At 50.8% G+C, this 20196-nt stretch carries 25 protein-coding genes; 17 read left to right on the top strand and 8 right to left on the bottom strand.

The features are described from left to right. Positions 1 to 81 precede the first annotated feature (81 nt). From EFER_RS09630 to fliE, 3 genes are all read right to left on the bottom strand, one after another. Entirely contained in the window at positions 82 to 1350 is a 1269-nt protein-coding gene (locus tag EFER_RS09630) for a Y-family DNA polymerase (protein WP_000457675.1), read from the bottom strand. Beyond that, entirely contained in the window at positions 1350 to 1769 is a 420-nt protein-coding gene (locus EFER_RS09635; protein ID WP_000897389.1) for a translesion error-prone DNA polymerase V autoproteolytic subunit, read from the bottom strand. Before EFER_RS09635 ends, EFER_RS09630 begins: the two co-directional genes overlap by 1 nt. A gap of 257 nt (positions 1770 to 2026) precedes the next feature. After that, entirely contained in the window at positions 2027 to 2341 is a 315-nt protein-coding gene (fliE, locus tag EFER_RS09645; protein ID WP_001274309.1) for a flagellar hook-basal body complex protein FliE, read from the bottom strand. A 214-nt stretch (positions 2342 to 2555) separates the two neighbouring features. On the opposite strand from fliE, the gene fliF reads away from it, so the two are divergent. The 14 genes from fliF to rcsA all read left to right on the top strand — a co-directional run bounded on the left by fliF (position 2556) and on the right by rcsA (position 13918). Further along, on the top strand, positions 2556 to 4214 hold the full coding sequence (gene fliF / locus EFER_RS09650; RefSeq protein WP_000994479.1) for a flagellar basal-body MS-ring/collar protein FliF: 1659 nt from the start codon (positions 2556 to 2558) through the stop codon (positions 4212 to 4214). Next, entirely contained in the window at positions 4207 to 5202 is a 996-nt protein-coding gene (gene fliG / locus EFER_RS09655; RefSeq protein WP_000067937.1) for a flagellar motor switch protein FliG, read from the top strand. Before fliF ends, fliG begins: the two co-directional genes overlap by 8 nt. Then, positions 5195 to 5881 carry a flagellar assembly protein FliH gene (gene fliH / locus EFER_RS09660; protein ID WP_001282669.1) on the top strand — a complete coding sequence of 229 codons (687 nt, stop codon included), beginning with the start codon at positions 5195 to 5197 and terminating at the stop codon, positions 5879 to 5881. The genes fliG and fliH overlap by 8 nt, the downstream gene beginning before the upstream one ends. Further along, complete coding sequence (fliI, locus tag EFER_RS09665) at positions 5881 to 7251, top strand: flagellar protein export ATPase FliI (RefSeq protein WP_000126981.1); 1371 nt, start codon at positions 5881 to 5883, stop codon at positions 7249 to 7251. The genes fliH and fliI overlap by 1 nt, the downstream gene beginning before the upstream one ends. Positions 7252 to 7272: 21 nt before the next feature. Further along, positions 7273 to 7716 carry a flagellar export protein FliJ gene (gene fliJ, locus EFER_RS09670; RefSeq protein WP_000807570.1) on the top strand — a complete coding sequence of 148 codons (444 nt, stop codon included), beginning with the start codon at positions 7273 to 7275 and terminating at the stop codon, positions 7714 to 7716. Further along, positions 7713 to 8861 carry a flagellar hook-length control protein FliK gene (locus tag EFER_RS09675; protein WP_000586518.1) on the top strand — a complete coding sequence of 383 codons (1149 nt, stop codon included), beginning with the start codon at positions 7713 to 7715 and terminating at the stop codon, positions 8859 to 8861. Before fliJ ends, EFER_RS09675 begins: the two co-directional genes overlap by 4 nt. Positions 8862 to 8965: 104 nt before the next feature. Then, positions 8966 to 9424, top strand: coding sequence for a flagellar basal body-associated protein FliL (fliL, locus tag EFER_RS09680; RefSeq protein WP_000132542.1), 459 nt, complete (start codon positions 8966 to 8968; stop codon positions 9422 to 9424). Positions 9425 to 9428: 4 nt separating this feature from the next. Beyond that, positions 9429 to 10433 (top strand): flagellar motor switch protein FliM, encoded by a 1005-nt coding sequence (gene fliM, locus EFER_RS09685; RefSeq protein ID WP_002431481.1) that lies wholly within the window; start codon positions 9429 to 9431, stop codon positions 10431 to 10433. Next, positions 10430 to 10843: a flagellar motor switch protein FliN gene (gene fliN / locus EFER_RS09690; RefSeq protein WP_001282105.1), complete on the top strand. Its 414-nt coding sequence runs from the start codon at positions 10430 to 10432 to the stop codon at positions 10841 to 10843. The genes fliM and fliN overlap by 4 nt, the downstream gene beginning before the upstream one ends. 1 nt (position 10844) lies before the next feature. Beyond that, positions 10845 to 11207, top strand: a complete 363-nt coding sequence (gene fliO, locus EFER_RS09695) for a flagellar biosynthetic protein FliO (protein ID WP_001194438.1) — start codon at positions 10845 to 10847, stop codon at positions 11205 to 11207. Then, complete coding sequence (gene fliP / locus EFER_RS09700; protein ID WP_001253457.1) at positions 11207 to 11944, top strand: flagellar type III secretion system pore protein FliP; 738 nt, start codon at positions 11207 to 11209, stop codon at positions 11942 to 11944. Before fliO ends, fliP begins: the two co-directional genes overlap by 1 nt. Before the next feature lie 8 nt (positions 11945 to 11952). After that, positions 11953 to 12222 carry a flagellar biosynthesis protein FliQ gene (gene fliQ, locus EFER_RS09705; protein ID WP_000187361.1) on the top strand — a complete coding sequence of 90 codons (270 nt, stop codon included), beginning with the start codon at positions 11953 to 11955 and terminating at the stop codon, positions 12220 to 12222. 7 nt (positions 12223 to 12229) lie between these two features. Further along, a complete protein-coding gene (gene fliR, locus EFER_RS09710) occupies positions 12230 to 13018 on the top strand; it encodes a flagellar biosynthetic protein FliR (protein WP_000615498.1) in 789 nt (262 codons plus the stop codon). A gap of 276 nt (positions 13019 to 13294) precedes the next feature. Further along, entirely contained in the window at positions 13295 to 13918 is a 624-nt protein-coding gene (rcsA, locus tag EFER_RS09715) for a transcriptional regulator RcsA (RefSeq protein ID WP_000104010.1), read from the top strand. Between the two features lie 47 nt (positions 13919 to 13965). Here rcsA and dsrB read toward each other — a convergent pair whose 3' ends face one another. Continuing rightward, positions 13966 to 14154, bottom strand: coding sequence for a protein DsrB (dsrB, locus tag EFER_RS09720; protein WP_000867213.1), 189 nt, complete (start codon positions 14152 to 14154; stop codon positions 13966 to 13968). Positions 14155 to 14305: 151 nt separating this feature from the next. On the opposite strand from dsrB, the gene yodD reads away from it, so the two are divergent. Together yodD and EFER_RS09730 are read left to right on the top strand one after the other, a co-directional pair. Beyond that, positions 14306 to 14533, top strand: coding sequence for a YodD family peroxide/acid resistance protein (gene yodD, locus EFER_RS09725; RefSeq protein WP_000844797.1), 228 nt, complete (start codon positions 14306 to 14308; stop codon positions 14531 to 14533). A gap of 293 nt (positions 14534 to 14826) precedes the next feature. Continuing rightward, a complete protein-coding gene (locus EFER_RS09730) occupies positions 14827 to 15648 on the top strand; it encodes a mannosyl-3-phosphoglycerate phosphatase-related protein (RefSeq protein WP_000953852.1) in 822 nt (273 codons plus the stop codon). Here EFER_RS09730 and dgcQ read toward each other — a convergent pair. The 3 genes from dgcQ to EFER_RS09745 all read right to left on the bottom strand — a co-directional run bounded on the left by dgcQ (position 15621) and on the right by EFER_RS09745 (position 18621). After that, a complete protein-coding gene (gene dgcQ, locus EFER_RS09735; protein WP_015953479.1) occupies positions 15621 to 17333 on the bottom strand; it encodes a cellulose biosynthesis regulator diguanylate cyclase DgcQ in 1713 nt (570 codons plus the stop codon). The two genes, EFER_RS09730 and dgcQ, sit on opposite strands and share 28 nt — an antisense overlap. A 119-nt stretch (positions 17334 to 17452) precedes the next feature. Further along, positions 17453 to 17632 (bottom strand): YodC family protein, encoded by a 180-nt coding sequence (locus EFER_RS09740; RefSeq protein WP_001211841.1) that lies wholly within the window; start codon positions 17630 to 17632, stop codon positions 17453 to 17455. A gap of 77 nt (positions 17633 to 17709) precedes the next feature. Then, complete coding sequence (locus tag EFER_RS09745; protein ID WP_000929123.1) at positions 17710 to 18621, bottom strand: DUF808 domain-containing protein; 912 nt, start codon at positions 18619 to 18621, stop codon at positions 17710 to 17712. A 176-nt stretch (positions 18622 to 18797) separates the two neighbouring features. Between EFER_RS09745 and yedA the strand changes: the two genes are divergently transcribed. Next, a complete protein-coding gene (gene yedA / locus EFER_RS09750) occupies positions 18798 to 19718 on the top strand; it encodes a drug/metabolite exporter YedA (RefSeq protein ID WP_001212274.1) in 921 nt (306 codons plus the stop codon). Here yedA and EFER_RS09755 read toward each other — a convergent pair. Then, positions 19710 to 20177: a very short patch repair endonuclease gene (locus EFER_RS09755; protein ID WP_000786011.1), complete on the bottom strand. Its 468-nt coding sequence runs from the start codon at positions 20175 to 20177 to the stop codon at positions 19710 to 19712. The genes yedA and EFER_RS09755 overlap by 9 nt on opposite strands. Positions 20178 to 20196: the final 19 nt, after the last annotated feature.

Consider the following 20196-nt stretch of genomic DNA (forward strand, 5'->3'; position numbering starts at 1 on the left):
TGTATTAGATATTAGCGAATTGGAAGTGATATAAAAATCAGGTCAATCATGTATATTCGATACATTGTTGCCAGACCATGTTTACCTTACACAAAGAAGATCCGAGGCTCGTGTTGTATATCGTGGTGACAACATCCCACGCTTCATCTTCCACTCTTGCTGGATGCCCTGCCCGGCAAAATAGAGCGTGCCACGACCTTCCCTGGCATTGAGCATGTCGAGCACAGCCATCAACTCCTCACTACCAGCGCGCGGTGCGTTGTCATCAAACAAATTCAGTTGCGCCACTCCACGACTAAAAAAATCCCCCAACATCACCCCCGCTTTCTGGTAGCGATGCTCCTCTTGCCATATTGCATCCAGGCATCGGATCGCCGCCTTAATAATATCCCTGCTGTCCTGAGTGGGCGTCAGCAGCTTCACCGAAGCGCTATTGCTGTAATACGGTTCATTAAGCGAAAACGGCGATGTTTTTACAAACGTGGAGATAAAGCGGCAATACTGGTGCTCGCTACGCAGTTTTTCTGCCGCGCGTGAGGCATAACTGCATATAGCCTGGCGCATCGCCTCATAGTCGGTTACGCGTTCGCCAAACGACCGCGAGCAGATGATCTCTTGTTTTGCTGGCGCAAATTCTTCCAGCTCCAGGCAAGGTTCACCACGCAACTCCCGTACTGTTCTTTCAAGCACCACATTAAAGTGTTTTCGAATAAAGCGGATATCCGTATCCGCGAGATCAAGTACGGTTTTTATTCCCATCGCCTCCAGCTTTTTGCTGATGCGTCGGCCAATCCCCCAGACTTCCTCAACCGGAAGTACCGCCATTAATTTGCGCTGACGCTCGCGGTTCGATAAATCCACCACGCCCCCAGTTTGTCTTTGCCATTTTTTAGCCGCATGGTTGGCGAGTTTGGCCAGCGTCTTGGTTTGTGCAATGCCGACGCCAACCGTTAGATGTGTACGCTGAAAAAGGGTCTGGCGAATTTCACGACCAAAATCTGTTAAATCCCGGCAGTTACGCACACCGGTTAAATCACAAAATGCTTCATCGATACTGTAAATTTCGACTCTGGGCGACAACTCCTCCAACGTACACATCACCCGGTTGCTCATATCGGCATAGAGTTCATAGTTACTGCTGAAACAGACCACACCACTGCGATGAAACAGATCCTTTTGTTTAAAATAGGGCTCCCCCATTTTGACACCGAGTGCTTTTGCTTCTGCACTGCGGGCAATGACGCAACCATCGTTATTGGAAAGCACAACCACCGGTTTTCCCCATAAATCCGGGCGAAACACGACCTCGCAGCTGGCATAAAACGAATTCACGTCACAAAGGGCAAACATCAGCGTACGGCCTTCACCACATGCGTGACTACCCCAAATACGTTCAGCGATTCTTCGCTGCCAAGAGTAATGGGCGAATAAGAACTGTTCATCGGCACAAGCTGTACAGAGGGGCGCAGTTGCAATCTTTTGACGGTGAACTCACCGTCCACGGCAGCAATAACAATATCGCCGTGGCTGGCAGTAATGGCGCTGTCAACCACTAGCAGATCGCCATCGCCAATCCCGGCCTCAATCATTGAATCTCCCGCTGCTTTAACAAAATAGGTCGCGCTGGGATGTTGAATCACTAACTGGTTAAGATCGATTCGCTGCTCAACGTAGTCAGCTGCCGGTGATGGAAAACCACACGGCACAAGGTCACTAAACAAAGGAAGTGTAATGATTTCACGAAGTTCCGCAGGCTTGATAAACAACATGATAATCCGCCTAAATATACTGTTTTTATATACAGTATATTCTTATGGCGAATAGATCAATGTGAGTAGTGGCTATCAATTGCGAGCACAGAGGGAAAAGTGTAAGGATAGCCTCAGATGAGCAAGGGGCTTTTCACGCTGAAACAGCCAGGGAATTAACTCATTTTAAACCAGAAATTGAGCGAGTTTGCCCCAGCACTGCGCCACGCGGTGAGTTTGGATGTCATTAAACAAGCACAATCAACACGTAACACAACCTACACCTGCATACTCATCACTTCCTGGTACGCCGCCACCAGCTTATTACGCACCTGAATCCCCATTTGCATAGACACTGAGGCTTTTTGCATATCGGTCATCACATCGTTCAGTGCCACGCCAGGCTCGCCGAGCGTGAATTTTTCTGCCTGCACGCGGGCGGTGTTTTGTGTGTCGCTAATACGATCGAGTGCCGCGTGCAGTTGCCCGGCAAAACTGATCGTCGGTTGCGGCATTGGCTCCTGCGCGCGGGCGCTCATTGCCGTTGCCTGTAACTGGCTGATAACGCCCTGAATACCCTGTATTGCTGACATATTCATCTCCCGGATAATTTCTGGTAGCAAAGCCTACCAGCAAGTCAATAAGACAAAGGCGTTAAATAACGACAAAAAATCGGGTTAATTGGCGCATAGAAAAAAACAAAACCACAAATAATGTGACGGTCAATTTTTCGAGTTTGCTGACCCGGGAGTGAGTCTTGTTCCACTTTGCCAATAACGCCGTCCATAATCAGCCGCGAGGTGCGCGATGAATGCGACTGCAGCCCAGACGAAATCTCTTGAGTGGCTTAATCGCCTGCGCGCGAATCCCAGAATTCCATTGATTGTTGCCGGTTCCGCGGCTGTAGCGGTTATTGTCGCTCTGATTCTGTGGGCAAAAGCCCCTGACTACCGCACGTTATTTAGCAACCTTTCCGATCAGGATGGCGGTGCAATCGTCAGCCAACTGACGCAAATGAATATTCCTTACCGCTTCAGTGAAGTCAGTGGCGCCATTGAAGTTCCCGCGGATAAGGTCCACGAGCTGCGTCTGCGCCTGGCACAACAAGGTTTGCCAAAAGGCGGTGCGGTCGGTTTTGAACTGCTCGATCAGGAAAAATTTGGCATTAGCCAGTTCAGTGAGCAGGTAAATTATCAGCGGGCGCTGGAAGGTGAACTATCCCGCACCATCGAGACCATCGGCCCGGTAAAAGGGGCTCGCGTGCATCTGGCGATGCCAAAACCGTCTTTATTTGTGCGTGAGCAAAAATCCCCTTCTGCATCGGTGACAGTAAATCTGCTCCCAGGCCGCGCACTGGACGAAGGGCAGATCAGCGCCATTGTGCATCTGGTTTCCAGTGCGGTTGCCGGGCTGCCACCAGGTAACGTCACGCTGGTGGATCAAAGCGGGCATTTGTTAACCCAATCCAACACCAGCGGGCGTGATCTTAATGACGCTCAGTTGAAATATGCCAGCGATGTCGAAGGGCGTATTCAGCGTCGTATTGAAGCGATCCTTTCACCTATTGTCGGCAACGGTAATGTTCACGCCCAGGTAACGGCGCAACTGGATTTCGCCAGTAAAGAACAAACCGAAGAGCAGTATCGGCCAAATGGTGATCAATCCCAGGCAACGTTGCGTTCTCGCCAGGTCAATGAGAGCGAGCAGAGCGGTTCTGGTTATCCGGGCGGTGTACCGGGTGCACTATCGAATCAACCGGCTCCCGCAAATAGCGCGCCGATCAGCACGCCTCCGGCAAATCAAAACAATCGTCAACAACAGACGAGCACCAGCAGTAACAGTGGACCGCGTAGCACGCAGCGTAATGAAACCAGTAACTACGAGGTCGATCGCACTATTCGCCATACCAAAATGAATGTGGGCGATGTGCAGCGCTTATCCGTTGCGGTGGTGGTGAATTACAAAGCAACGCCGGATGGCAAACCGTTGCCACTGAGCGCCGAACAGATGAAGCAGATTGAAGATCTGACCCGCGAGGCGATGGGCTTTTCTGAAAAACGTGGCGACTCACTGAATGTGGTTAATTCGCCATTCAACACCAGCGACGAAAGCGGTGGAGAATTGCCGTTCTGGCAACAACAGGTATTTATCGATCAGTTGCTGAGCGCCGGACGCTGGTTGCTGGTGCTGCTGGTGGCGTGGCTACTGTGGCGTAAAGCGGTACGCCCACAATTAACTCGTCGCGTCGAGGCAGTAAAAGCCGTACAGCAACAGGCACAGGCCCGCCAGGAAGTGGAAGATGCGGTGGAAGTGCGCCTGAGCAAAGACGAGCAGTTGCAGCAACGTCGCGCTAATCAGCGGATGAGCGCAGAAATGATGAGTCAGCGTATCCGTGAAATGTCTGATAACGATCCGCGCGTAGTCGCGCTGGTCATTCGCCAGTGGATAAATAACGATCATGAGTAACCTGACAGGCACCGACAAGAGCGTCATCCTGCTGATGACCATCGGCGAAGACCGGGCGGCAGAGGTGTTTAAGCATCTCTCCCAGCGCGAAGTGCAAACCCTGAGCGCAGCGATGGCTAACGTCAGCCAGATCTCCAACAAGCAGTTAACCGATGTGCTGTCCGAGTTTGAGCAAGAAGCAGAACAGTTTGCCGCACTGAATATCAACGCTAACGATTATCTGCGTTCGGTATTGGTGAAAGCCCTTGGCGAAGAGCGTGCCGCCAGTCTGCTGGAAGATATTCTCGAAACCCGCGATACCGCCAGCGGTATTGAAACGCTCAACTTTATGGAGCCGCAGAGTGCGGCCGATCTTATTCGTGACGAACATCCGCAGATTATCGCCACTATCCTGGTGCATCTGAAACGCGCCCAGGCCGCCGATATTCTGGCGTTGTTCGATGAGCGTCTGCGCCACGATGTGATGTTGCGTATCGCTACCTTTGGCGGCGTGCAGCCTGCCGCACTGGCGGAGCTGACCGAAGTACTGAATGGTCTGCTCGACGGTCAGAATCTCAAGCGCAGCAAAATGGGCGGCGTGAGAACAGCAGCCGAAATTATCAACCTGATGAAAACTCAGCAGGAAGAAGCGGTTATTTCTGCCGTGCGTGAATTCGACGGCGAACTGGCGCAAAAAATTATCGACGAGATGTTCCTGTTCGAAAATCTGGTGGATGTCGACGATCGCAGCATCCAGCGTCTGTTGCAGGAAGTGGATTCCGAATCGTTGCTGATCGCGCTGAAAGGGGCCGAGCAGCCACTGCGCGAGAAATTCCTGCGCAATATGTCGCAGCGTGCCGCCGATATTCTGCGCGACGACCTCGCCAACCGTGGTCCGGTGCGTCTGTCGCAGGTGGAAAACGAACAGAAAGCGATTCTGCTGATTGTGCGCCGCCTTGCCGAAACTGGCGAGATGGTGATTGGCAGCGGCGAGGATACCTATGTCTGATAATCTGCCGTGGAAAACCTGGATGCCGGACGATCTCGCCCCACCACAGGCGGAGTTTGTACCCGTGGTTGAGCCTGAAGAGATCACCACTGAAGAGACCGAACCCAGCCTTGAGCAGCAACTGGCGCAACTGCAAATGCAGGCCCACGAGCAAGGTTATCAGGCAGGTATTGCCGAAGGTCGTCAGAAAGGCCACGAACAAGGCTATCAGGAAGGCCTGGCCCAGGGGCTGGAACAAGGTCTGGCAGAGGCGAAGTCTCAACAAGCGCCGATTCATGCCCGAATGCAGCAACTGGTCAGTGAGTTTCAAACTACCCTTGATGCGCTTGATAGTGTGATTGCTTCGCGCCTGATGCAGATGGCGCTGGAGGCGGCGCGCCAGGTGATCGGCCAGGCGCCAACGGTGGACAACTCAGCACTGATCAAACAGATCCAACTGTTGTTACAGCAAGAACCGTTATTCAGCGGTAAACCGCAGTTACGTGTACACCCGGATGATCTGCAACGTGTTGATGAGATGCTCGGCGCAACCTTAAGTTTGCATGGCTGGCGCTTGCGTGGCGATCCGACACTCCATCCTGGTGGTTGTAAAGTCTCCGCCGATGAAGGCGACCTTGATGCCAGCGTCGCCACTCGTTGGCAAGAACTCTGCCGTCTGGCAGCACCTGGAGTGGTGTGATGACTGCCCGACTGACACGCTGGCTGACCATGCTGGATAACTTTGAAGCCAAAATGGCGCAACTGCCCACGGTGCGTCGCTACGGGCGATTAACCCGCGCGACCGGACTGGTGCTGGAAGCCACCGGCTTACAACTGCCACTCGGGGCGACCTGTGTCATTGAACGTCAGGAAGGTACGGAAACCCGCGAAGTAGAAAGCGAAGTGGTTGGCTTTAACGGTCAACGGCTGTTTTTAATGCCGCTGGAAGAAGTCGAAGGTGTTCTGCCTGGTGCTCGCGTTTATGCCAAAAATATCTCCGGCGACGGACTGCAAAGCGGCAAACAGCTCCCACTTGGTCCGGCGTTGTTAGGTCGCGTTCTGGATGGCAGTGGTAAACCGCTCGATGGCCTGCCCTCCCCCGATACGACAGAAACCGGTGCGCTGATCACCCCGCCATTTAACCCATTGCAACGAACACCGATTGAACATGTGCTGGACACGGGCGTGCGCCCAATCAATGCCCTGCTTACCGTTGGTCGCGGGCAGCGTATGGGGCTATTTGCTGGTTCTGGTGTCGGTAAAAGTGTGCTGCTGGGGATGATGGCACGTTACACCCGCGCCGATGTCATTGTCGTGGGTTTGATTGGTGAACGTGGGCGCGAAGTAAAAGATTTTATTGAGAATATCCTCGGTGCCGAAGGGCGTGCACGCTCCGTGGTGATTGCCGCTCCGGCGGATGTTTCTCCGCTTCTGCGAATGCAAGGTGCCGCCTATGCCACGCGTATTGCCGAAGATTTTCGCGATCGTGGTCAGCATGTGTTGTTAATTATGGACTCCCTCACCCGCTACGCGATGGCCCAGCGTGAGATTGCGCTGGCAATTGGCGAACCGCCTGCCACCAAAGGTTATCCACCGTCGGTATTCGCCAAATTACCGGCGCTGGTCGAGCGTGCCGGTAACGGTATCAGCGGCGGTGGCTCAATTACGGCGTTTTATACCGTGCTCACCGAAGGCGATGACCAGCAGGACCCGATTGCCGACTCCGCACGGGCGATCCTCGATGGTCACATTGTGCTTTCTCGTCGTCTGGCGGAAGCCGGACACTATCCGGCGATTGATATTGAAGCGTCGATCAGCCGTGCAATGACGGCGTTGATCAGCGAGCAACATTACGCGCGGGTACGCACATTCAAGCAACTGTTGTCGAGTTTTCAACGTAACCGCGATCTGGTCAGCGTCGGTGCGTACGCCAAAGGCAGCGATCCGATGCTTGATAAAGCCATCGCCCTGTGGCCGCAACTGGAAGGGTTTTTGCAACAAGGTATTTTTGAACGCGCGAGCTGGGAAGAGTCTCTCCAGGGGCTGGAGCGTATATTCCCGACCGTGTGAAAACGCAGGAGATAACAGCAGATGGCAGAACATGGCGCCCTGGCGACCTTGAAAGATCTGGCAGAAAAAGAGGTGGATGATGCCGCCCGCCTGCTGGGAGAAATGCGTCGCGGATGTCAGCAGGCGGAAGAACAACTCAAAATGCTGATCGATTATCAGAATGAATATCGCAACACGTTGAGCAACGATATGAGTCAGGGGATCGCCAGTAATCGCTGGATTAACTATCAGCAGTTTATCCAGACGCTGGAAAAAGCCATCACTCAGCATCGCCAACAACTTAACCAGTGGACGCAAAAAGTTGATATCGCGTTGAGCAGTTGGCGGGAGAAAAAACAACGTTTGCAGGCCTGGCAGACACTCCAGGAACGGCAATCGACGGCGGCACTGTTGGCAGAAAACCGCCTCGACCAAAAAAAGATGGATGAATTCGCCCAGCGCGCCGCGATGAGGAAAAGCGATTGATTATACCAGCACTGATCACCACTGATGTGGACCTTACCACTCTACTTCCAGGTGCCAAAGGCACTGATGTCGCGCAGGATTTTCTCGCCCTGGTGGCAGAGGCGTTAGGTACGGAAAAAACTGTTCTTTCTGCAGAAGAACAACCATTGCCAAAAGGCGTTCCGGCAAAACTGACAGAGAATGTGCTTGAGCTGTTGCCTGATGAAATGGCAGATAAGCTAAGTGTGTTGTCTTCTCTGACGAATACGTTGCCTGCTCCACTGAAAAGCAGCACACCGTTAGCTGCCCCACAATTATTTCGTCCGGGTGAAAAGGCCGCAGAAACAGAATCAACGGATGATGATGTTGCCGCACTCAGTGCGCTCTTTGCCATGCTGCCAGGCACATCCCCCGTTGCAGTGACGTCAGGTGAAAGTGCAGATACCGTGCAAACTGCGCAAAATAATGCTGAGTTAACTCAGTCAGTTAACGTACGTGCTGCCTTAGCCGATAAACCACAAAATGAATCTGCTGGTGAAGCGTTAACTGTGCCACTCGCCACGCCAGTCAACAATACTCAGCCAGACAACGTTCCGCACAGTCCGGTGGCGAATCCGCTGCCGCTAAACGCGGGGGATAATGTCGCGGCGCCACAGCCAACAGCAACCGTCATGATGACCAGTAGCAGTACCCCGCAGCCGCTTTCGCCAGCTTCATCGCCCACGCCCGTGGTCAGCGCCCCGCTGGGTAGCCATGAATGGCAGCAGGCAATAAGCCAGCACATTACGTTATTTACCCGCCAGGGTCAGCAACGTGCAGAGCTTCGCTTACACCCGGAAGATCTGGGCCAGGTGCAAATCTCGCTAAAAATCGATGATAACCAGGCGCAAATCCAGATGGTTTCTGCTCATAGCCATGTCCGGGCCGCACTGGAAGCGGCATTGCCCGTTTTACGCACGCAACTGGCAGAGAGCGGTATCCAGTTGGGGCAGAGCAATATCAGTGGTGAGAGTTTTAACGGTCAGCAACATGCGTCTTCTCAGCAACCACAACATGCCCGTACGCCGCAAGCCGGTTTAAGTGCAGAAGATGAAGTCACACTGGCTGTCCCCGCTTCGCTGACACGTGTCGGTCATGGCGACGGCGCAGTAGATATTTTTGCTTAAAGGCAGAGATAGCGTGAATAACCCTGTCTTTTCCACGCTTTGTCACGCGCAGGACACGGGATAATCACGCTATAAGCTGTAGTGAAACAGGAATCTCACATCAAATGACTGACACCGCATCGGGCATAAAAAGCAAGCGTTCTCTCTGGGTGCCGCTGCTGGTATTCATCACGGTTATAGCCTGTATTAGCGCAGGCTATAGTTACTGGCGTTTGCAACATCCGCCCACCAGTAAAAAAGTCACGCCGCCGACATCACCTGTGTTTTACGCACTGGACACCTTTACGGTGAATCTCGGCGACGCCGACCGTGTTTTGTATATCGGTATTACATTGCGCCTGAAAGATGAAGCCACGCGTTCGCGTCTTAGTGAGTATCTGCCTGAAGTGCGCAGCCGTTTATTGCTGTTGTTTTCCCGTCAGGATGCCAGTGTGCTCTCAACGGAAGAAGGAAAACAGCAACTGATCAAGGCAATCAAAGAGACTCTGGCCGTTCCCCTTGTTGCCGGGCAACCTAAGCAGGACGTTACCGACGTTTTGTATACAGCCTTTATTCTGCGGTAGAGACATGGGTAATAGTATTCTTTCTCAGGCTGAAATCGATGCGCTGCTCAACGGAGACAGCGAGACCAAAGACGAACCTATAAGCGGTATCACTAATGAGAGTGATATTCGCCCGTATGATCCCAATACCCAGCGGCGAGTTGTGCGTGAGCGCTTGCAGGCACTGGAAATCATTAACGAGCGTTTTGCCCGTCATTTCCGTATGGGATTGTTCAACCTGCTACGCCGTAGCCCGGATATTACCGTCGGTGCGATTCGTATTCAGCCATATCACGAATTTGCCCGCAATTTGCCGGTGCCCACTAACCTTAACCTGATCCACCTTAAACCGTTACGTGGTACAGGGCTGGTGGTGTTCTCCCCTGCTTTGGTGTTTATCGCTGTCGATAACCTGTTTGGTGGTGACGGACGTTTCCCAACGAAGGTTGAAGGCCGGGAGTTTACTCACACCGAACAGCGTGTCATTAACCGCATGTTGAAGCTGGCCCTGGAAGGTTACCGCGACGCATGGAAAGCCATTAACCCGCTGGAAGTGGAGTATGTGCGTTCGGAAATGCAGGTGAAGTTCACCAATATCACCACCTCACCAAACGATATTGTGGTTAACACGCCATTTCATGTGGAGATTGGCAACCTGACTGGTGAATTTAATATCTGCCTACCTTTCAGCATGATTGAGCCGTTGCGGGAGCTGCTGGTTAACCCGCCGTTGGAAAACTCGCGTCATGAAGATCAGAACTGGCGCAATAACCTGGTACGCCAGGTGCAGCACTCGCAACTGGAACTGGTGGCGAACTTTGCCGAAATTTCGCTGCGACTTTCGCAGATATTGAAGCTAAAACCTGGCGACGTTCTGCCAATAGAAAAACCTGACCGCATAATTGCCCATGTCGATGGCGTTCCGGTGCTGACCAGTCAGTACGGTACTCTCAACGGCCAATATGCGTTACGAATTGAACATTTGATTAACCCGATTTTGAATTCTCTGAACGAGGAACAGCCCAAATGAGTGACATGAATAATCCGGCCGATGAGAACAACGGCGCACTGGACGATCTGTGGGCTGAGGCATTAAGCGAGCAACAAACAACCAGTAGCAAAAGCGCTACCGATGCGGTGTTCCAGCAACTGGGTGGCGGTGACGTCAGCGGTACGTTGCAGGATATCGATCTGATTATGGATATTCCGGTGAAGCTGACGGTGGAGCTGGGCCGTACACGAATGACAATTAAGGAGTTGTTGCGCCTGACACAAGGTTCTGTAGTAGCTCTGGATGGTCTGGCTGGCGAACCGCTGGATATTCTGATTAATGGTTATCTGATTGCCCAGGGGGAAGTGGTGGTAGTTGCCGATAAATACGGCGTGCGGATCACCGATATCATTACACCTTCTGAACGTATGCGCCGCCTGAGCCGTTGATATGCAAACCCAGGCCACTGTCGTCCAGCCTTCTGCCACCACAACTCCGTTGCTACAGGTGAGTGGCGCATTGTTTGGCATTATTGTGTTGATACTGGCAGCAGCCTGGCTAATAAAACGGCTGGGATTCACCGCTAAAAATACGGGGGTCAATGGCCTGAAGGTCAGCGCCAGTGCTTCACTGGGAGCCCGTGAGCGGGTGGTTATTGTCGATGTCGAAGATGCCCGCCTGGTGTTGGGTGTTACCGCATCGCACATCAATTTGCTGCATACATTGCCGCCGGCAGCACCGCTGGACCAACCACCAGCAGTGGATTTTCCCAGCCTGATGAAAAATGTCCTTAAGCGGTCCGGGAGATCCTGATGCGCCGTTTGTTAACGCTTATTCCCGCCATTTTATGGCTGGTGACGCCTTGCGCACTGGCGCAATTGCCCGGCCTTGTCACCCAACCGTTGCCCGGTGGAGGACAAAGCTGGTCGTTACCGGTGCAGACGCTGGTGTTTATCACCTCGCTGACTTTTATTCCGGCCATTTTACTGATGATGACCAGCTTTACCCGCATCATCATCGTTTTTGGTTTGCTACGTAACGCCCTGGGAACGCCGTCTGCACCACCAAACCAGGTGCTGCTGGGGCTGGCGTTATTTTTGACCTTTTTTATTATGTCGCCGGTAATCGACAAAATTTACGTCGATGCATATCAGCCATTCAGTGAAGAGAAAATCTCCATGCAGGAAGCGCTGGAAAAAGGCGCTCAGCCGCTGCGTGAGTTTATGTTGCGCCAGACACGCGAAGCCGATCTTGCGTTATTTGCCCGGCTGGCCAATACCGGGCCGATTCAGGGACCGGAAGCCGTACCCATGCGTATTCTGCTGCCTGCTTATGTTACCAGTGAGCTGAAAACAGCATTCCAGATTGGTTTCACTATTTTTATTCCATTTTTGATTATCGATCTGGTCATTGCCAGCGTGCTGATGGCGCTGGGGATGATGATGGTGCCACCGGCCACTATCGCTCTGCCGTTTAAACTGATGTTGTTTGTGCTGGTGGATGGCTGGCAGCTGCTGGTCGGTTCGCTGGCCCAAAGCTTTTACAGTTAGGGAGCACTATGACACCCGAATCGGTGATGATGATGGGGACAGAAGCGATGAAAGTCGCACTGGCCCTTGCTGCCCCGCTGTTGCTGGTAGCGTTGGTCACTGGCTTAATTATTAGCATTTTGCAGGCTGCCACGCAGATCAACGAAATGACGTTATCGTTTATTCCCAAAATTGTGGCGGTGTTTATTGCCATTATTGTGGCAGGCCCCTGGATGCTAAGTTTATTGCTGGATTATGTGCGTACCCTTTTTAGCAATATCCCGTCGTTGATTGGTTAACAACACGATGATTCAACTGACCAGCGACCAATGGATGCAATGGCTGAGCCTCGGGTTTTGGCCACTGTTACGCGTACTGGCGTTGATCTCCACCGCTCCTATTCTCAGCGAACGCAGTGTGCCCAAACGGGCAAAGCTGGGGCTGGGATTGATGATTACACTGGCCATTGCACCGATGCTGCCGCCACACGATGTGCCCATTTTTTCTTATGCTGCCGTCTGGGTAGCGATACAGCAGATTTTGATAGGTATTGCGCTGGGCTTTACGATGCAGTTTGCATTTGCCGCTGTACGTACCGCCGGGGAGATTATCGGCCTGCAGATGGGGTTATCGTTTGCAACCTTTGTCGATCCTGCCAGTCATCTCAATATGCCCGTGCTGGCGCGCATTCTGGATATGCTGGTTTTGCTGCTATTTCTGACATTTAACGGTCATTTGTGGTTGATTTCGATTCTTGTCGATACCTTTCACACCTTGCCTATTGGCGGTGAACCGCTAAACAGTAATGCCTTTCTTGCCCTTACCCGTGCTGGTGGATTGATTTTCCTCAATGGGTTGATGCTGGCGTTACCGGTGATCACGCTATTATTAACGCTTAATCTGGCATTAGGCTTATTGAATAGAATGGCACCGCAGTTATCCGTTTTTGTTATTGGCTTCCCCCTGACACTGACCGTGGGAATTTCATTAATGGCGGCATTAATGCCATTAATTGCACCGTTCTGCGAACATTTATTTAGTGAAGTTTTTAATTTATTAGCTGATATTGTCAGCGAGATGCCTGTAAATAATTAACCATTCTTTTTATAGCATTATCCTAAGGATTATCTGAAAATTAATATCAGCAAACATCCACCAGGATATCGTTGCGTGGGTTTATTTGTTTTTATCTTCCTCACATAACGTAACATTTACTTTACTTTGAGATGATTCCTGGCAAATTATAGGTAACTTTACGGGATAGTAAGTTGCCTGAAAAATCGCGTAAAGCGTCACCTGAGGTCATTAATTATTTCTACAACGATATTCAGGTAAGGGGAATTATCGTTACGCATTGAGTGAGGGTATGCCATGTCAACGATTATTATGGATCTATGCAGTTACACCCGGCTGGGTTTGACCGGGTATCTTGTTAGCAGAGGGGTTAAGAAAAGGGAAATCAACGACATCGAAAGCGTTGATCAACTTAAGGTCGCTTGTGACTTACATCATCCTTCAGTGGTGTTTATTAATGAAGACTGTTTTATCCATGACCCGGCAAACAGTCAGCACATCAAGCAAATCATTAATCAACATCCCAACACTTTATTTATTGTATTTATGGCGATTGCCAATATCCATTTTGATGAGTATCTGCTTGTCCGCAAAAATTTATTGATCAGTTCCAAGTCGATTAAACCGGAATCTCTTGACGATATCCTTGGCGATATTCTGAAAAAAGAGGTCGATATTGCCAGTGTAATTAATTTACCCACGTTATCATTAAGTCGAACTGAATCAAGCATGTTACGTATGTGGATGGCAGGCCAGGGTACGATTCAGATTTCTGACCAGATGAATATCAAGGCTAAAACGGTATCGTCACACAAGGGAAATATTAAACGTAAGATTAAAACGCATAATAAACAGGTTATTTATCATGTGGTACGTTTAACAGACAATGTAACTAACGGTATATTTGTTAATATGCGCTAATAGCTGCTGACTGGTGGCTACACCACCAGTCAGATGTACTCGCTGCCCTATTCCATTTTCTCGACAAAAATACCATCCGGGTGCCCTGACTCATTAAAGAACCAGATACCGAGCGGGTAGTCTTCCAGCGAAACCAGGTACATTGTGCCTTCGTTAAATTCTTCTACCGCCAGTACCACGCCAGGACGACGAGGGCCGCCATCCGTTTTGACTGTGACCCGATCATTCACCTTCATCAATGTCTCCTCCTGTTGCTTTCTGCCAGTTTAGAACAAATCGAATTATCTGACAGTGGCAGTTGGGCCGATTGGTGATTTTCTCAACGGTCTATACTTAAGCCATACTGGTCAGGCCCGGAACAAACTCACGGTTGCAAGAGGTACAGACATGAAAACCGCGAAAGAGTATAGCGATACAGCTAAACGCGAAGTCAGCGTTGACGTTGATGCCCTGCTGGCTGCCATCAATGAGATTAGCGAAGGCGAAGTCCATCGTAGCGGAAATGATCCTGAGAAAGTCAGTGTGGATGGCCGTGAATACCATACATGGCGTGAATTAGCCGATGCCTTTGAGCTGGACATTCATGACTTTAGCATTACGGAAATTAATCGTTGATTTGCCATAAAAAAATCCCGATCCTGTGAAGGATCGGGAGGAAACTTGCTTATGCAAGAAGCACTTGAAAATTCGTTACACCAGGAAATCTGATGTGCGGATTACCTTATATGCAATTTTTTTGCCTGACAAGCAAATATTTACACCGTGAATGATTAATAACCTTAATGGATGAGCGGGTAAATGCCCACAGGCTAGATGTGGTCTGGGATGCGCGGAATCGATACCAGAAGAATATATTTTTTACCGTTTCGCTTTTAAGAGTCGTCTGCCAACCGGAGAAACGTATCGCTATGTTGTCAGTGAATGAGCCCCTGCTGATCTTTACCGATCTTGATGGCACATTGTTAGATAGCCATACCTATGACTGGCAACCTGCTGCACCGTGGTTATATCGTCTGCGTGAAAGAAATATCCCGCTGATTTTGTGCAGTAGCAAAACTGCAGCGGAAATGCTGCATTTGCAGCAAACATTAGGATTGCAGGGTTTACCGCTAATTGCGGAGAACGGTGCCGTGGTCCAGCTTGATGCACACTGGCAAACTCAGCCGCATTACCCACGACGGATAAACGGTATCAGCCATAGTGAAATCCACATCGTGCTCAATAGCCTACGCGAGAAAATGCATTTCAAATTCACCACCTTTGATGATGTTGATGAACAAACCATTGTTGACTGGACCGGGCTTAACCGCACACAAGCCGCACTGACACGGTTGCATGAAGCCTCGGTATCATTGATCTGGCGTGACAGTGACGAACGAATGACGCTGTTTGCCGACCAGTTGGAGCAAATGGGCTTACAGTTTGTACACGGCGCGCGCTTCTGGCATGTACTGGATGCCAGCGTCGGCAAAGATCAGGCGGCGAATGAGTTAATTGCCATCTACCAGCAGCTCTGGCAGAAACGCCCCGCTACCCTGGGTCTCGGTGACGGACCGAACGACGCCCCATTGCTGGATGTAATGGATTACGCGGTTGTGGTGAAGGGGCTGAATCGAGAAGGAGTGCATTTACAACACATCGAACCTTCACGTGTGTATCGCACACAACATGAAGGGCCGGAAGGCTGGCGCGAAGGCCTGGATTATTTTTTATCCTCTGACAAAGGTTGATCACTGGCACACACGCGATTTCGTCCGGCCTGTTTTGCCAGATAGAGGCGACCATCTGCCAGTGACTGCAACTGTTCAAAATCGTAATCTCCCGTTTCTTCGGTACTGCTCACCCCCAGCGAGGCGCTAATCCGCAGCGTAGTGCTCCTGGCGATCAATATCTCTTTTTCATTCAGACGCAGACGAATACGCTCGGCAATTTCTTGTGCCTGCGCCAGATTAGCGCAAGGCAGCACGATACAGAACTCTTCCCCTCCTACTCGCCCGGCAACGTCTTGTGCACGCAGAGAGCGGCTGATAAGTCCTGCGGCATGAGAAAGTACCCGATCACCTGCCTGATGACCAAATCGGTCATTTATGCTTTTGAAATGATCGAGATCCACCTGAATAACCGAGAAGGGTCGTTGATTTTCCCGGCACTCCTGAGCAAGAAAACGCGCTTTTTCAAACAGGGCACCACGGTTATAGAGACGGGTTAAGGTGTCATGCCAGGCTTGCCATTGCAGCGAACTTTGTAGCACAAACATATTGCTGACCATCTTGCGAATCACTATCCAGGAGATAATCAACATGGTGGTAAACAGTGCCCAAAGCAGGGTTAGTGCAATACTGATACTACCAAAATCGCCATGAACACCTTCTTGTAACGTATGCACACGCACTAATACGCCGTCGAAATGATCCAACCGTTCCCAGCTGATAAATCGACTGTTCATTCTGATGCCACCCTGCGTATCGTGTTCGATATCCTGTGCCAGTAATGCCCGTTCCCGATCGTCAAAGGTGTTTATTTTCCGTTGTTCTGGCGTAGAGGTGGTCAGCAAATTAAGTTTGCTGTCGTAGAGCTGGTATTCGCCGTCGGTGTCATTATGGGTAGCATTTACCAGCAGAGATCGCATTGCCGCCAGTGGAATGCTCATTGCCAGGACACCATGCCAGTATCCCTGGTTATCCAGGGGAATGCTGGCGGTAATTTGTGGTTTAGTCTCGTTAGTGTGATCACCGGGGGTACTAAACCAGCGCACTCCGCGCGATTTGTTCATGCGCTCAGACTGTTCGTTAAACCAGGGCTGAGTAACGAAGTCGAAGTAGCGGGTTAAAATATCTTTGCTGTTTGACGTGGGTTGAGTGGAGAGGAAAAAACCGGCACGTGAAACATATATGGCCTGTTGTGCTGCCGCCCCCGGAGCGTGCGACAAACGCAGCAGATACCCCACTTCCAGCGCCGCCGTCAGTTCATTATGTAAATCATCATCCGCTCGTGAGAGAAGATTGCTCTGGCTGACAAAATCATCAGACACACCATTGATCATCAGTGTACGGCGACGATCGAGACCAATTTGCCAGTAACGCTTATTTCGATTTTGTTGGAATTGGGTAATGGCATTTTGTAGTGCCGAGAAGTTCAGCGGCGTCATCAGTGCTTCGTGCATACCATTACGCAAAAACAGAAGTTTATCGACGTTATATTGCAGTTGTTTATCTAATGCGTTGGCAACATTTTCCAGATGATTTCGCTGACTGGAGATATAAGCATCTTCCAGTACCACCACTTCTCGCCAGGTCAGCAATGTGGAGCAAAGCAAAACAACCACAAAGCAAATATTAACGATATTGCCTGGCCCAAGACGGCGCGCCAGCTTTTTATGCCAGCTTCTGTTTTCCACTGATGTCTGGTGAACCACCGGAGCACTCCCAACTTCTTTTTTATAATTCTGGCATAAGCAAACAATGTCGTGAGGCCACGAGCCACTCTTTTATCTCTGTAAAGCAAAACGCCTGGCATTAACCAGGCGTTTATGCGTCAGGCTTCTTCGAGTCGCCTCTCATCACCAGCTTGCAGTTCGCTTTCATGAAAGGCTTCACGTTGTACCGCGAAACCATCATACCAGCGACATTCCACCATGCCACTGGAATATCCGGTGACGATCATGCGAGGACCACCCTGTTTGACGATTACTTCATCACTGACCAAAAAGCGCATACCTGCCTCCTCTATCATGTGAAACTTTTTCACCTTAGACGACGATGGCAGATTTTGCATAATTTCTACTTCAACAATTAATGCGCAACGCCCCGCACGCGGGCCACGGCTTTAACGGCCATAAGAACAATCCCGCCAATGATAAACCCCAGTACCAGATTCACGGCTGTAGGCAGGATCATCGCCACCACTGCGCCTTGCTGAGTGGCGAAATGTTCAATTGCATGAGCAAGCGGCGCAATGCCATGTACCACAATGCCGCCACCAACCAGGAACATCGCCAGTGTGCCCACTATCGACAATGCTTTCATCAACCAGGGCGCGATCACCAACAAGGCTTTCCCCATAGCTTGTACAATCACACTGGATTTCTCAGCCAACCAGTAGCCCAAATCGTCCAGTTTCACGATCATACCTACCAATCCATAAACCCCCAGCGTGACCACCAGCGCAATACCGGAAAGCACCAATACCTGATTTAACAATGGCGCTTCAGCTACAATCCCTAAGGTGATCGCCACAATCTCCGCCGAAAGAATAAAGTCGGTACGTACCGCACCTTTGATTTTATCTTTTTCAAAGGTAAGAGGGTCTTGCGCCGCCAGCTCCTCCAGGCGTTTTTGTCGTTCTGCCGGGCTTTCCTGATGCTTTCTCGCCTCAAGCATATGCATGACTTTCTCTACCCCTTCAAAGCAGAGAAACGCACCACCAATCATCAATAGCGGTGTAATCGCCCAGGGAATAAACGCACTGATCAGTAACGCCAGGGGCACGAGGATCACTTTGTTTATGAGTGAACCTTTTGCCACACTCCAGACCACCGGCAATTCGCGGTTGGCCCGCACACCTGTAACTTGTTGGGCGTTGAGTGATAAATCATCCCCCAGCACTCCGGCGGTTTTCTTTGCCGCCAGTTTCCCCATGACGGAAATATCGTCCAGCAATGTGGCGATATCGTCGAGTAATGTAAGTAAGCTACTTCCTGCCAAAGTTTATCCCTCTATCTATTTCTGTTGATGCCATAGTATGAATCAAATCGTGCCTTGCTGACACCTGCGCCATTCGTCAACACTTTTTTAACAATGCGTGGCAATTATAACACTCGCCAGCGTTATCATTTTAACGTTAACTATATTCCACCTTGTTATTCCCTCCGTGAGGATGTATGCGTTTTCGGCAGTTATTACCACTTTTTAGCGCGCTATTTGCGCTCTATATCATTTGGGGTTCGACCTATTTTGTTATTCGCATTGGGGTGGAGAGTTGGCCTCCGTTAATGATGGCGGGTGTGCGTTTTCTGGCAGCGGGCATACTGCTGATGACGTTTTTGTTACTACGCGGGCATAAACTGCCGCCCATGCGCCCGCTTCTTAACGCCGCATTAATTGGTGTTCTTTTGCTGGCGGTAGGGAATGGTCTGGTGACAGTGGCGGAACATCAGAATGTGCCATCAGGAATTGCTGCTGTGGTGGTTGCGACTGTGCCACTGTTCACGCTTTGCTTTAGTCGTTTTTTCGGTATCAAAACACGCAAGCTGGAGTGGCTTGGTATCGCAATTGGTCTTGCTGGCATTGTAATGCTTAACAGCGGAGGTAACCTGAGTGGTAATCCGTGGGGTGCCGTGTTGATTTTGATTGGCTCAATCAGTTGGGCATTTGGTTCGGTGTACGGTTCACGAATTACCCTTCCGGTTGGGATGATGGCGGGGGCAGTTGAAATGCTGGCGGCAGGCATTGTACTGATGAGTGCGTCGATGCTATCCGGCGAAAAATTGACTGCCACGCCGACTCTTTCAGGTTTTCTGGCGGTGGGGTATTTAGCAATTTTTGGCTCGATTATTGCCATTAACGCTTATATGTATCTGATTCGTAACGTTAGCCCGGCTCTGGCAACCAGTTACGCTTACGTCAATCCGGTGGTAGCTGTACTGCTGGGGACTGGATTTGCTGGTGAAAAACTCGCCCCGATTGAGTGGCTGGCACTGGGGGTAATTGTGTTTGCCGTGTTGCTGGTGACGCTGGGAAAATATCTGTTACCGGATAAATCCGCTGCGGTTTGTGCTCCCACGGGCAAACATTCAGAGTAATTGAATACCGAGAGTGTCGATCTGCGCGTCGGCGTCAGCGCCGCAGATCCACTCTTCTAAGCGCTCAGATAACGCGGCGTCACTGAGTTTTTCTCGCCCCCGCAACGCACACTCCCAGACGATCAACACTCGCCAGCCAAGCGCCTGCAAACGCACCTGGTCACGACGATCACGCTCAACATTTTTGCCAATCTTTTCCAGCCAGAACGCCGTGCGTGTCGCCGGAACTTTAAACAGGTGACAATGATGCTGGTGCCAGAAACAGCCATGGGTAAATATAACGCACTGATAATCATCAATAATAAAATCAGGTTTGCCTGGCAGCGAGGCGTCCTGAACGCGATACGGTATACCAAGCTCGTTAAGCACACTGGCAAGACGCTTTTCGATGGCGGTGTCGCGGGTCGCGATGGCCCGCATGTTTTTGCTACGTGTGGCTTTATCGTGAACATCGGCCATTTGCAACGTCCTTATGCTG

This window comes from Escherichia fergusonii ATCC 35469, assembly GCF_000026225.1.
GTDB lineage: Bacteria > Pseudomonadota > Gammaproteobacteria > Enterobacterales > Enterobacteriaceae > Escherichia > Escherichia fergusonii.

Excerpts from the sequence above, each read along its gene's own strand:
- rcsA (WP_000104010.1), top strand. The coding sequence starts at position 13,295 with ATGTCAACGATTATTATGGATCTATGCAGTTACACCCGGCTGGGTTTG.
- fliP (WP_001253457.1), top strand. The coding sequence starts at position 11,207 with ATGCGCCGTTTGTTAACGCTTATTCCCGCCATTTTATGGCTGGTGACG.
- yodD (WP_000844797.1), top strand. The coding sequence starts at position 14,306 with ATGAAAACCGCGAAAGAGTATAGCGATACAGCTAAACGCGAAGTCAGC.
- fliH (WP_001282669.1), top strand. The coding sequence starts at position 5,195 with ATGTCTGATAATCTGCCGTGGAAAACCTGGATGCCGGACGATCTCGCC.
- EFER_RS09730 (WP_000953852.1), top strand. The coding sequence starts at position 14,827 with ATGTTGTCAGTGAATGAGCCCCTGCTGATCTTTACCGATCTTGATGGC.
- fliF (WP_000994479.1), top strand. The coding sequence starts at position 2,556 with ATGAATGCGACTGCAGCCCAGACGAAATCTCTTGAGTGGCTTAATCGC.
- fliJ (WP_000807570.1), top strand. The coding sequence starts at position 7,273 with ATGGCAGAACATGGCGCCCTGGCGACCTTGAAAGATCTGGCAGAAAAA.
- fliR (WP_000615498.1), top strand. The coding sequence starts at position 12,230 with ATGATTCAACTGACCAGCGACCAATGGATGCAATGGCTGAGCCTCGGG.
- EFER_RS09755 (WP_000786011.1), bottom strand. The coding sequence starts at position 20,177 with ATGGCCGATGTTCACGATAAAGCCACACGTAGCAAAAACATGCGGGCC.
- fliQ (WP_000187361.1), top strand. The coding sequence starts at position 11,953 with ATGACACCCGAATCGGTGATGATGATGGGGACAGAAGCGATGAAAGTC.
- fliI (WP_000126981.1), top strand. The coding sequence starts at position 5,881 with ATGACTGCCCGACTGACACGCTGGCTGACCATGCTGGATAACTTTGAA.
- fliG (WP_000067937.1), top strand. The coding sequence starts at position 4,207 with ATGAGTAACCTGACAGGCACCGACAAGAGCGTCATCCTGCTGATGACC.
- EFER_RS09635 (WP_000897389.1), bottom strand. The coding sequence starts at position 1,769 with ATGTTGTTTATCAAGCCTGCGGAACTTCGTGAAATCATTACACTTCCT.
- EFER_RS09740 (WP_001211841.1), bottom strand. The coding sequence starts at position 17,632 with ATGCGCTTTTTGGTCAGTGATGAAGTAATCGTCAAACAGGGTGGTCCT.
- EFER_RS09630 (WP_000457675.1), bottom strand. The coding sequence starts at position 1,350 with ATGTTTGCCCTTTGTGACGTGAATTCGTTTTATGCCAGCTGCGAGGTC.
- fliO (WP_001194438.1), top strand. The coding sequence starts at position 10,845 with ATGCAAACCCAGGCCACTGTCGTCCAGCCTTCTGCCACCACAACTCCG.
- yedA (WP_001212274.1), top strand. The coding sequence starts at position 18,798 with ATGCGTTTTCGGCAGTTATTACCACTTTTTAGCGCGCTATTTGCGCTC.
- fliM (WP_002431481.1), top strand. The coding sequence starts at position 9,429 with ATGGGTAATAGTATTCTTTCTCAGGCTGAAATCGATGCGCTGCTCAAC.
- dsrB (WP_000867213.1), bottom strand. The coding sequence starts at position 14,154 with ATGAAGGTGAATGATCGGGTCACAGTCAAAACGGATGGCGGCCCTCGT.
- fliE (WP_001274309.1), bottom strand. The coding sequence starts at position 2,341 with ATGTCAGCAATACAGGGTATTCAGGGCGTTATCAGCCAGTTACAGGCA.
- fliN (WP_001282105.1), top strand. The coding sequence starts at position 10,430 with ATGAGTGACATGAATAATCCGGCCGATGAGAACAACGGCGCACTGGAC.
- fliL (WP_000132542.1), top strand. The coding sequence starts at position 8,966 with ATGACTGACACCGCATCGGGCATAAAAAGCAAGCGTTCTCTCTGGGTG.